This window comes from Aliinostoc sp. HNIBRCY26 (assembly GCF_050235535.1).
In the GTDB taxonomy this organism is placed as follows: Bacteria; Cyanobacteriota; Cyanobacteriia; order Cyanobacteriales; family Nostocaceae; genus Trichormus.
In genome coordinates this window covers 5,549,433-5,561,576 of sequence record NZ_CP189852.1, presented here as the reverse complement: position 1 = coordinate 5,561,576, position 12,144 = coordinate 5,549,433, and the positions used below count along the sequence as shown (strand labels likewise).

Annotated in this window: 11 protein-coding genes; 6 read left to right on the top strand and 5 right to left on the bottom strand. The window is 38.9% G+C overall.

Annotated features, from left to right (window positions below; all coding sequences use genetic code 11):
• Positions 1–10: 10 nt before the first annotated feature.
• From ACQFX9_RS23535 to ACQFX9_RS23510, 6 genes are all read left to right on the top strand, one after another.
• Positions 11–1,222: an EAL domain-containing response regulator gene (locus ACQFX9_RS23535; RefSeq protein WP_427158919.1), complete on the top strand. Its 1,212-nt coding sequence runs from the start codon at positions 11–13 to the stop codon at positions 1,220–1,222.
• 151 nt (positions 1,223–1,373) lie between these two features.
• Complete coding sequence (locus ACQFX9_RS23530; protein ID WP_427158917.1) at positions 1,374–2,555, top strand: hybrid sensor histidine kinase/response regulator; 1,182 nt, start codon at positions 1,374–1,376, stop codon at positions 2,553–2,555.
• A 507-nt stretch (positions 2,556–3,062) separates the two neighbouring features.
• Positions 3,063–5,426, top strand: a complete 2,364-nt coding sequence (locus tag ACQFX9_RS23525) for an NACHT C-terminal helical domain 2-containing protein (protein WP_427158916.1) — start codon at positions 3,063–3,065, stop codon at positions 5,424–5,426.
• A complete protein-coding gene (locus tag ACQFX9_RS23520; protein ID WP_427158914.1) occupies positions 5,423–5,872 on the top strand; it encodes a hypothetical protein in 450 nt (149 codons plus the stop codon). Before ACQFX9_RS23525 ends, ACQFX9_RS23520 begins: the two co-directional genes overlap by 4 nt.
• Positions 5,873–5,968: 96 nt before the next feature.
• The gene (locus ACQFX9_RS23515; protein WP_427158912.1) at positions 5,969–7,306 is read left to right on the top strand and encodes a PQQ-dependent sugar dehydrogenase; all 1,338 of its coding nucleotides are present in this window, start codon (positions 5,969–5,971) and stop codon (positions 7,304–7,306) included.
• 130 nt (positions 7,307–7,436) lie between these two features.
• Complete coding sequence (locus ACQFX9_RS23510; protein WP_427158911.1) at positions 7,437–7,841, top strand: phosphomannose isomerase type II C-terminal cupin domain; 405 nt, start codon at positions 7,437–7,439, stop codon at positions 7,839–7,841.
• Between the two features lie 209 nt (positions 7,842–8,050).
• Here the strand turns inward: ACQFX9_RS23510 and ACQFX9_RS23505 are convergent, their stop codons facing one another.
• The 5 genes from ACQFX9_RS23505 to ACQFX9_RS23485 form a co-directional block, all read right to left on the bottom strand.
• Positions 8,051–8,815 carry a HEAT repeat domain-containing protein gene (locus ACQFX9_RS23505; RefSeq protein WP_427158909.1) on the bottom strand — a complete coding sequence of 255 codons (765 nt, stop codon included), beginning with the start codon at positions 8,813–8,815 and terminating at the stop codon, positions 8,051–8,053.
• A gap of 173 nt (positions 8,816–8,988) precedes the next feature.
• Positions 8,989–9,510: a GNAT family N-acetyltransferase gene (locus ACQFX9_RS23500; protein ID WP_427162986.1), complete on the bottom strand. Its 522-nt coding sequence runs from the start codon at positions 9,508–9,510 to the stop codon at positions 8,989–8,991.
• Positions 9,511–9,701: 191 nt separating this feature from the next.
• Positions 9,702–9,851, bottom strand: coding sequence for a hypothetical protein (locus ACQFX9_RS23495; protein ID WP_427158908.1), 150 nt, complete (start codon positions 9,849–9,851; stop codon positions 9,702–9,704).
• Between the two features lie 248 nt (positions 9,852–10,099).
• Positions 10,100–10,519 (bottom strand): ABC transporter permease, encoded by a 420-nt coding sequence (locus tag ACQFX9_RS23490; protein ID WP_427158907.1) that lies wholly within the window; start codon positions 10,517–10,519, stop codon positions 10,100–10,102.
• Complete coding sequence (locus ACQFX9_RS23485; RefSeq protein WP_427158906.1) at positions 10,504–12,018, bottom strand: AmpG family muropeptide MFS transporter; 1,515 nt, start codon at positions 12,016–12,018, stop codon at positions 10,504–10,506. The genes ACQFX9_RS23490 and ACQFX9_RS23485 overlap by 16 nt, the downstream gene beginning before the upstream one ends.
• Between the last annotated feature and the right edge of the window lie 126 nt (positions 12,019–12,144).

The window sequence follows — 12,144 nt, the reverse complement described above, 5'->3', positions numbered from 1 at the left end:
TGAGGGAATAATGATAAAAATTTTAGTCATTGAAGATGAAGAATTGGTACGGGAAAATATCTTAGATTTGCTGGCGGCTGAAGATTTTGAAACTGTCTCAGCTCCCAATGGCAGAATAGGTATAAACTTGGCGATCGCAGAATTTCCCGATCTAATTTTGTGCGACATGATGATGCCAGAAGTGGATGGATACGGCGTGTTAACTGCATTACGCCAAGAACCACTAACAGCAGCAATTCCTTTTATTTTTTTGACGGCAAAATCAGCAAAAGCTGATTTTCGGCAGGGTATGGACATGGGTGCAGATGATTATCTCACCAAGCCCTTTACGCGTGCCGAATTGCTCAGTGCAGTCATGAATCGCCTAGAAAGACAAGCAACCTTAAAAACCTACTTTAGTAATCAAAACTCTAATCAAAGTGCTTCTCCACAGAATCAGTTAGTAACTGTGAGTTTACATCAAGTAGTTAAACAACAGAAGTTTCAAGAATTTGAGGTACATTATCAACCTATAGTCGATATTATCTCCGGTAAAATTATTGCGGCTGAAGGTTTATTACGCTGGCAAAGTCCTGAATTGGGTTTCGTTTCACCTACAGAGTTTATTCCCTTAGCTGAATCTACGGGGTTAATTATTACAATCGGTCAGTGGGTAGTAGAAAATGTTTGCCAACAACTTAAAAGTTGGCATGATTTAGGTCTGGACTACTTAACTACTAGTGTCAACCTATCGGCAATAGAATTTAATCGTCCAGATTTGATCAAAAGTATAACTCAGGTTTTAGAAAAGCATAATTTAGATCCTAGATATTTAGAAATAGAACTGACTGAAAGCATGATCATGCAGGATTTAAATAATGCGATTTTCACTATTAATGAGTTGCAATCTCTAGGAGTCAGAATTGCTATCGATGACTTCGGCACAGGTTATTCCTCTCTTTTTTACCTGAAAAACCTCCCCGTTAATACCTTAAAAATCGACCGTTATTTTATTCACAATGTGGCTGAAGATGTGCAGAAATCAGCAATCACTAAGGCTTTGATTGAAATGGCACACAATATGAATATGCAAGTGATTGCTGAAGGTGTAGAAACAGAAGCAGAATTAGCTTTTTTACGGGATAATGCCTGTGATGCTATGCAAGGATTTTTATTTAGCCGAGCTTTACCATTAATGGAATTTGAAAAATTCTTATCGAACAGAAAGCATTTGTCAGTATAAAAAGTTGAACTAGCTATCAATAGCATCTGGCTCAAATCTGCTGGTAAATAGACTATTTAATCAAAAGAAGCAAAGTCATTATTCTTTACTTCTTTTTAAAACTCATTTTTTAATAATTAAATTTTAATTAAATATAGTATGTGCTAAAAATATGGACAAAATTTTAGTAATTGAAGATGATATCAATGTTCGAGATAACATTTTAGACTTACTTGCAGGTGAAGGCTATAAATTATTATCCGCAGAAAATGGGCGCATTGGCTGGCAATTAGCTCAGGTGGAAATGCCAGATTTAATCATTTGTGATGTCACAATGCCAGAGTTAGATGGATATGGAGTCTTAAAGTTATTGCGTCAAAATCCCACGACAGCAACTACTCCTTTCATGTTTTTAACAGCTAAATCTGACAAAACAGATTTCCGCCAAGGAATGGAGATGGGTGCCGATGACTATCTCATCAAGCCATTTACCAGAGGAGAGTTATTAGCTGCGATCGCTTGTAGGTTAGCAAAACAAAATACCATTCATCAAGAAACTCAAAAGAAACTAGATAATTTACGTAACAGTATTGCTTTATCTTTACCTCATGAAATGCGAACACCCCTGAACGGGATTTTGGGATTTTCGCAAATCCTCATGGATGAAAGTGATTATCTGGATGCACATTCAGTCCGAGAGATGGCGGAATCTATATATTTCTCTGGGGAACGATTATTGAGACTAATTCAGAACTTCTTACTGTATGCAGAATTAGAAATTGTATCCACCAACCCGCAGCAATTACAAGCATTGCAAAGTAAAACTACAAAATTTCCCACAATATCATTACTGAATATCATCACTGAAAAAGCTCAGGAAGTAGGAAGAGCAGGTGATTTACAGATAGATTTGTATCCCTGTTGTGTCAAGATTTCAGCCGAGAAGATTGCTAAAATTGTCGAGGAGTTAATTGATAATGCTTTAAAATTTTCTCCGGCCGGAACTTTAATCCAAGTTAAAAGTAAAGTCATCAATAATATGTTGGTATTATCTTTTATGGATTTAGGTCGAGGAATGACTGGAACGCAAATTGCAGAACTAGGAGCTTATCGACAATTTGAACGCAAGCTTTATGAGCAACAAGGCTCAGGATTAGGGTTAACCATTGTGAAGCGATTAGTACAATTACATGGTGGTCAACTTAAAATCCACAGTCAACCCCATCAACTTACCTTGGTAGAAGTCATTTTACCTTGTCGCGAAGAAGAGCATTATCATCAAAAAGCCTTAATAGTTGAACAAACTACTGATAATACCGAAGATTGCAAAAGTAAAATGATGGTTAGCGATTAAAATAATTGTAGTTTTTTTGAGTCCGCACTTATGCTATAAATTAATAATAAGTGTATCTAAACACAAGAAAATAAATAATTTTACTGAGATAATTTCTGCTGATGCCAAAGCTGTCTGATTTGCGGTGTTGATTCCAATTCTAGATGCCAAAAAAACGAACATTGACATTATAGGAGAGTATTGCAGAGTAAAATTTTTTGCTAAGAAAGAATGGGAGCCATTATGCTCAAGGTTACTGAAGAGATTTATTTCATTTTTAGAAAATTTCTCAAAAATATGCTATCAGGAATAAATGTCAGTTTAATAAAAGCTTCGGCATTGCTCAATTTGCAATTGCTTGTATAAGCAATGCCCTAAGCTAGTTGGGTATGTAGATTTGGCTGACTCGAATACTATTATCTAGAACCAGTGTTTGCAATCATGTTCGGCTTAAGTACAACTTAACGTATAAGTTGTATGCGTTGTATTTTTACTGGGAATTAATTAGCGTATTTTGGTAACAAGGTAATGGCAAAGCGATCGCTACAAGCATCGGATGAAGGAATTAGAAAGGCTAAACAGGCTTTTAAGCGCAAAGGATGGACACAAGAATACCTAGCTGCTGAGGTAGGTTTAGAGACACGTCAACCCATTTGGAAGTTTTTTACAGGCAAACCCATTGATCGTCATGTCTTCCATGATATCTGTTGTGTTTTGGATCTAGACACATCAGATATTGCCCAAAATATTGTCATAGATGAGGCGATAGAGCCAGAAACTGAGAGCAATAGCTCCATAGAGCATAATCAGAGTATCTTAGATATAGATGTCTTAGTACAAAGATTGCGCTCTATCCATGATGAAAGAATTCAAGCGCAGTGTGGAACTTTGCATCTTTTAGATATTGCCAAACCCATCAACCTCAACGATATATATATTGATGTCAATATTTCTGAGGAAATCAGCAGCTACAGATGGCTGAACATGACTGATTTGCAACATCCAGAATCTTATGAAAAGAAGGGTTTTGCAATCAATCGAGGATCTCCATCACGGATTTCTGGATTAGATGCTGTGCAGAAATACTCGAAAATGTTGGTATTTGGTAAACCTGGTTCCGGTAAGACGACATTTTTACAATCATTAGCGATTATTTGCAATCGCGGTTTTTTCCAACCTAATTATTTACCGATTTTTATTAACTTAAAAAACTTTACAGAAGACACTAGAGAATATAGCCAACTCAGTTTATTCAATTACATATATGAATATTTTGTCAATTTTGATGTTTCTGATGCTGAATTAACGAATGTTTTGGATGAAGGTAAAGCTCTAATTTTATTAGACGGATTAGATGAGATTATTGGAGAAGATGCAGACATTGTCATTAATAAGATTCGGATCTTCATCGAGAAATTCTATAAAAATCAGATAATTATTACCTGCCGTTTTGCTTACCACCTGAAATTTCGTGGCTTTACAGAAGTAGAGATTGCCGATTTTAATAAAAATCAAATTGCTGCTTTTGCTCAGAGATGGTTTTTGGCATTTGCGAAAAATTCACCAGTACAAGCACAGGTATTGGCAAACAAGTTTATACAAAAACTGCTACTAGCAGAAAATGCTCAAATTCTAGAATTAGCTACCACACCTATATTATTAAATCTCACTTGCTTGGTTTTTCACTCAAGAGAAGATTTCCCCACTGATCACTCACAACTTTATAAACAAGCATTAGATTTGTTGCTGGTTCGCTGGGATGAAAGTCGAGGAATTAAACGAGATCTAGTTTATCGTAAATTGTCTTTAGCAGATAAAATTAAATTGCTCTGTCACATTGCTAGTGTCAGTTTCCGTCAAGGTAGTTACTTTATTAGTGCGACTAGACTACAGCAAATTATTGCGGCTCACCTGGCTAGTTTACCAAATGCTACTCAAGACACCTATGCTTTAGAAATCGAAAGCAAGTCTGTGATCAGAGCGATTGAAATTCAGCATGGACTATTAATTGAAAGAGCTAGAGACATTTATTCTTTTTCACATTTGAGTTTTCAAGAATATTTTACTGCTAGAGATATTGTTGCTAACATCAACAATCAGGCTTTGGAAGAATTAGTCTGTCATTTATATGAACCACGCTGGCGAGAAGTCTTTTTGTTGAGCATGGGAATGTTAAATAATGCAGATGATTTACTGCTATTGATCAAATCAAAAATTGATGAATTACCCCATAAAAATCGGAAGTTATATGATTTTCTGCAATGGATAAAACAGAAATCAGATCAAGTAACTACTATTTACCACTGTGCTAGTGTACGTGCTTTCTATTTTACGATTTCTTTACCGCCAGAACATCCTTTAGCTGGTAATCAAGATTTAGCAATATCTTTAGATCGTCAGTTAGCTAGTAGTTTAAATGGAGACTTAGCTATAGATTTAGCCTTAACTCACGCTTTAGCTGTGAGTCTCACCATGACAGCAGAGATTTTTGCCCAAAGAATAGGAACTTTAAAGTTAGCTCTCGATTTAAAATATTTACTTAATAATCAAGCATCGTGGCAAACGTTGCTACAAGAAATTACTAATAAGCTACCACGCTCCCATCAGGATAGAAAGATATTGAATTCATGGTGGAGAAATCATGGCAGAGACTGGACAGAAGAACTGCGATCGCTCATGATTACTCATCGTCAAATTGGGTATAATTGGCAATTTAATCAGCAAGATTTACAGTATTTACAGCATTATTGGAATGCGAATAAACTCTTGTTAGATTGTCTCAAGGCAGCACTTAATATTAACTATGATGTCAAGAATTATCTAGAAAAAAGTTTATTTTCTCAGGATAATTCTAAAATAGAGAAACCTATTTTAGATGATTCAATATTATGAATAACCAAATCAAGATTCTAACTAGTTCTTTGATTGTCGTATTGGGTTTATTTGTGAAAACCCCAGTAATTGCTCAAGAAATATACATTGATAGTAACTGCCAGCGAAACCAACGATTAGAAGAATCTGATAGATTTACGCTTACTTACAAGGCTGAATTTCAAACTCAAGGAAAAACCTATTGGTTGTATTCCGGTCAATATATAGATGGTTCTCCCGTTGTTTGTATTTCTCGACCCGGATTTAGAGAAGCAAAACCAGTCAACTTACAACAACTACAATCTGGTTATGTGGATAAAATCAGTAAAGATCCACGCAACAGAACCGCCTTTCTTGTTACCGTCCGTTATGGAAATGGATCTAATGTACCGACTACTCAATATCGACTCAATTTATCTGCACCGAATCAACCTCGAATAACTAGACTGAGATCATGGAAATCATAGTTGATTTGCTATCTGCTCAAGATAGAACTTTTGAAAGGTGACAATAGCCGGAACTAAATTCTAAATTCAAAAGGTTGTGTATTTATTTTTACTCTTATGAAATTCGCCAGTTGCTTGCTGCTGAGTAGCTTATTACTCACAGCAGGCTGTAATCAAACTCGCGCAACTTCTGATAACTCTACATCTTCAGCATCTCCTCCGGCGGCGCAGCTAACCCAAAATTCTGCACAGACGAAAAATGTCATTGTCACAGAGACATTTTCACCCCAACCCATCCGCATCAATTTGGGAAATTTACCTGCACCTTTCGCTACAGACAGTGTTGCTAAACCGCCACAAGTTGTACAGATTCCAGAAAGGCCGATTCTCAGAGTCCCATCAGGGTTTAGAGTCAATGTTTTTGCAGATGGTTTAAATGCACCACGTTGGCTGGCTTTGACCCCTAGCGGTGATGTCTTGGTGACAGAAACTCGACAAAACCGCATTCGGCTATTGCGTGATACTGATGGTGATGGTGTGGCTGATGATAGTCAGACCTTTGCGAATGCTTCTAATGGGTTGAATATTCCCTTTGGGATGGCTTTTGCAGGTAACTCCTTCTTTTTGGGTAATACTGATGCAGTTTTAAAATTTCCTTATAACAAAGGACAACAGCAATTAACTGGTAGTGGCGAAAAAATCGCTGATTTACCTGGAGGCGGTTACAATCAGCATTGGACAAGAAATGTTGTAGCTGCGCCGGATGGAAAAAAACTCTATGTTTCTGTAGGATCTCGTTCTAACGTTGATGAAGAGGAATTACCACGCGCTTCCGTACAGGTGATGAACTTAGATGGTTCAGAACAAAAAACCTTTGCTTTTGGTTTACGTAACCCAGTCGGTCTAGATTTTCACCCCACCACCAAAGAACTTTATACCACCGTCAATGAACGAGATGGGATTGGAGATGATTTAGTCCCAGATTATTTGACTCGCATTCGTCAAGGAGAATTTTACGGCTGGCCTTATACTTACTTGCAACCCAGTAACCTTGACCCACGACAAACAACCAACGGTAAAAGTAAACGTCCAGATTTAGCAGAACGTACCCGTACACCTGATGTATTATTTCAAGCCCACTCAGCCGCGTTAGGTTTGCAATTTTACGATGGCAAGACGTTTCCGCAAAAGTATCGCAATGGCGCGTTTGTAGCTTTTCGGGGTTCGTGGAATCGCGATCGCGGTACAGGTTATAAAATTGTCTTTGTTCCCTTTAATACCCAAGGTAGACCACAAGGTTACTATGAAGACTTTCTCACAGGATTTTTGCTTGACTCTACTATTCCCAGCACTTGGGGAAGACCTGTAGGATTATTGGTCTTACCAGATGGTAGTTTATTAGTGACGGAAGAAGCCAATAATCGGATTTATCGGATTCAGTATACAGGTAGTTAACAGTTGACTAATCACTAATGACTAATGACTATTGACTAGGGATAATATTTGTGGATTGGTCTTCTTTCTATCTGGTTTAAATGAGATTGCTTGAAAACAGTAATATTCTTTTAGTTAAAAACTTTTGTTTATGACTCAGAATGAAGATAATGCTCAATTAAATGGTCATGAATCCTCCTCACACTCAGGCACACGTTATTGGGGTAACGTGGAAGTCATCGAAGAAGGAGAAAGCTATAGAATTAGTCGCATTGAAATTAAGCCGAGACATGGCATTAAACCACAAATTCACTATCACCGCAATGAACACTGGGTCGTAGTCTCTGGTGTCGCTAAAGTCACTTGTGGCGATGAGGAAATATTACTAGGTCGTAATCAATCAACCTATGTACCAGCAGCCACACTGCACAAGGTAGAAAATCCAGGTTCTATTCCATTAGTAATTCTGGAAATTCAAAACGGTGAATATTTGGGTGAAGATGATACAGAACGCCCCTATGATCTCAATTTGGTCAAACCTGTAGCTGATCATTAAACCAATTCGCAATTCGCAATTCGCAATTCGCAATTCGCAATTCGCAATTACTTGTTGTAACGGGGATTTCAACCCCGCTACAACACTTGCGGCTTGAGAGAAACCGGGGACTTAAACCCCCTAAATTTTGTTTTATTAAAAGGGATTGGAAAGGCGAAATGTAAAAGATAAAATTATTTTTTCCTTTTGCCTTTTGCCTTTTGCCCTTTCTAAAACCATCCTTCCTGTTCTAAGGTTTCAATTAGTTGTAAGCCACGGGGGTCGCCTACACCTAATAGTGAAGCTTTAGCATCTTCACGTACTCCTAAGTCCTTGTCCTCGGCAAAGGACTGAATTAAGGCATCGATCGCAGCAGCATAAACTACATTAGAAGGTAGTTCTTTACACAATTGCCCAATTGTCCAAGCACAGTTACTTCTAACGGCGGCGATTGGGTCTTGAAATAAGGCTTCGATCAGGGGAGGTATCGCACCAATTACTCCTTCGTAACCGACTCCGGCCATTTGTGCTAAAGCACTAGCAGACCACAGGCGCACAGCAGAAATGTCGGTTCTTAAAGCATCAGCGAGGGGTGCTAAACAACGGCGATCGCGACAATTTCCTAAAGCCCAAACCACACCTTTACGGACATAGCCATTCCAGTCTCGATTTAGCTGGTTAATCAAAGGTTCTACCGCTTCAGTGCTGGGATTACGTCCAATACCATAAGCTGCACTCACTCGCACTAACGGGCAAGTGTCAGACAACAACTTGATGAGATGGGGAGTAGCCCGTGGATCTTCGATATCACAAAAAGCACGGGCTGCTAGCATCCGTTGTTGGGGTTGGGGATTGTCCAGCAGTGCCAACATTTCGTCTGGGTCAGGCTTTGGTAATTCTGACTCAGCCGTAATTGGTTCTAATTTATCTAAGGGACTTTCTAAATCTTCCTCGATATCGAGTTCGAGTATACTTAGTTCTTCTTCGTCATACATAATTACTTTTAGATGCCAGAGTGATAGTTAGACAAACACCCCAGGCTAATTTATTAAAGCTTTATTTTTATGAGTTAGATTATTGTACACTTTATCAACCATCTCATATGCAGTGGATTGGGGATTGGGGACTGGGGAAGCAGGGGCAAAAACTATTGACTATTGACTGTTGACTATTGACTATCTAATTGCTTTAACATCCAGAGGGATTGGGTTTGATAGCCTAAGTGATTGTAGAGATTTAGGGCGGGTTGGTTGGATTGAAAGACTTGCAGTCCAATTTGGCGATCGCCTCTTTGGATTGCCCAATTTTCTACGTAGCGCATCAAGGCTGTACCGACACCCCGTCGTCTATGTTCTGGGACGACGTACAGTAAAAAAATATGGGGATGGCGGATACCAGTAACTTGATCTACGGCGTTTCCTGCCCACAGACAAGCCACGGGAGATAGTGAGGATGATGTGAGTTCTGTTTCCTGGTTCTCCTGTGTTTCTAATTCCTCATTCACAAAATCCACCCACCAGAGGGGAGTATCTTTAGAGAAATATTGCTCAACGGTTTTAGCTAGATGAGCAAAATCTTGTTGTGGATATAGGTCTTGGTAGGTGCGCTGCATAAATTGGACTAGCAGCGATCGCTCTAATGTCGAACCGCGACGAATATAATAGCCCGGTAATAACAATTCAAAGTTCAAAATTTTAGTCAATAGTCAATAGTCAATAGTCAATGGTCATTAGTCATTAGTCATTAGTCATTAGTCATTAGTCATTAGTCATTACTTATTACTCATTAGTCATTAGTCATTACTTATTACTCATTACTCATTACTTCTACCTTGTCTACCTTGTCTCCTCTTCCCAATCCCCAGTCCCCAATCCCCAATCCTCAATGCCCATTCACCATTCCCACTTCTTCAATTGGTGCTGGGGCTGCCATATCTGAGGGTAAGAATATTCTCGCGCTGACTGCTACTAGAGCCAGGATGAAGACTAATACTACTAGTAGGGGGGCGATGTATTGACGAAATATAGCCATATTTTTAGTTGAGTTGAGTTGCGATCGCTTTTTTATAGTCTGGGGTGAAAACCAGACTAAAGATTTGTGAACTTTACTTGACTTAATTTTAGCGACTTTTGTCCATTACAGAATACTGTAGGGGGTTTTCCAGACAATTCCAATGCAAAAATTTCACTTCCTCAGAGAAAAAACCCCTACACCCTCACACCCTTACACCCTTACACCCTTACACCCCCACACCCCTACACTTCCACACCCCTAAATCATCAACGTGTATCACGATCCAGATCATCTAGAACTCTTTCGCAATACCAATTTTCTGGCATTCCAGGATAATTTTGTCGGGCTTGTTCTATTAATCTATCGGCGGCGGCTACATCACCAGATAATCTGGAAATGAGCTTGTTTTTGAGGTAGTCTTGGTTTTCGGTTAATTCTTCATGGAAGGACTGACTGATTGGCTGAGAAAAGGGTTCTCGCACAACTACTGTAGACTGTTGTCGTTTCAGTTGCCAGAACAGTACGTAGTAAAGTGTGCCGAAAATTAAAATCAGGCTGAATGTTCCGAAAAAGGTGAGGAGGTTAAAGCTTAAATAACCTAACACTAACTGTGCAAGAACATACCCCAGTAATAAGCCTGTGAGTAAAAGAATAAATGTGCCGATAATTACTATTTGGTTTCCCATAAATCCTCGTCTTCTGGCTCAAGTCCTGGTCTATTTACTGCTGCTGGCTTTTGATTCCAGGGCGCAACTAAAGGTAAAAGCAACAGTCCTGGTAATGCAGCCACTAGGGTGAGTAAGAAAAAGTTAGACCAACCCGTCGCTTTAGCCCAATTGCCTGCGGGTGCAGACAAAACATCTCTACCAATAGCCATTAAGCTAGAGAATAAAGCGAATTGAGTAGTAGTAAAGCGATGGTTACAAAGGTTCATTAAGAAAGCTACTGTCGCTACGGTCACTAATCCGGCACTAAAGTTTTCAATATTCACTGCTAATACTAAAAGTGAATAATCTTTACCAGTTACAGCTAGTGCATAATAACCCAAGTTACTCAGCAACTGAAGAATTCCAAAAATCCACAAACTGCGATTGACGCGGATTTTGGTCATGATCACACCACCAGCCAATACGCCGATAGTCGTGGCGATAAAACCTATCCCAGCTTGAATTGCACCAATCTCTGCTTTAGTAAAGTTAATTTCTCGTAAAAATAGGTTCGCGCTGATACCAACTAAAGAGTCTCCTAGCTTATACAGCACGATAAACACCAGAATGATGATGCCTTGATTGAGTCCAAATCTATGAAAAAATTCTTTAAATGGGAGAAAAATTGCTGCTTGTAAATTTTGGGGAGGACTATCTTCTGTGACTTCTCCTAACAGTTCGGTGGGTAGTAACAATGATGTCACAATCCAAGCCACGATTAAACCTGCTAATACTGAGTAAAATATAGGTAAAGTGATGTAGCCAACAAATACACCTCCTATTAATCCAGCCACTAAAAATGTAATCAATACAATAAAGATGACATCTTTGAGTAATAAGGGCGCGTATTTTTCCTGATCTTTGCGAATTTCTGGTTCTTGCGGAGACCACAAGGTAGTTAAGATGCTACCTGCCATTAAAACAGCCATCAATAAGTAAACAATGTTCCAAGGAATATATTCTGCTAACACCAACGCCAAGGAACTGGTAATAAACAAAGCTAGCCGATAGCCTAATACCCAAACTGATGCACCTGGTTCTGCTTCTAGGGGGTTTAATATGTCGGTACGGTAAGCATCTCCTGCAATATCTTGAGTTGCACTCAAAAACGTGATAATCAGACAGTTGATGGCTAGTATTTGCAGGACTTGGTCACTTTGGGCAGGTTGTTGTAATGCTAAGACAGCGATCGCTAATGCTAACCCAATTTGAGTAAATAATAGCCAACCGCGCCTTGCACCCAAAATTGGTGGCACAAATCTATCTAATAAAGGAGACCACAAAAATTTCAGGGAATAAGGCAAAGCCAACAACCCAAATAAAGTGATTTTCCCAATATCTACCTTGGCATCTTGCATCCATAGTTGTAATGTTCTACTGGTTAAGAACAAAGGCAAGCCAGAAGCAAAACCTAGCAGCAGTAAAGCACCCATCTTGCGACTCTGCACCGCCTGTCGCAATACTTGAAGTTCTCTCATTTTTTTGAACGATTCCTTATGGCTGGAGCGAATGTGTAGTTATTTTTTCACAAGATGTTGTGTCAATTCATGAACAGATCACAAATCGCAGTAGATGTTTAGGACTGAAACATACATCAATCAAGC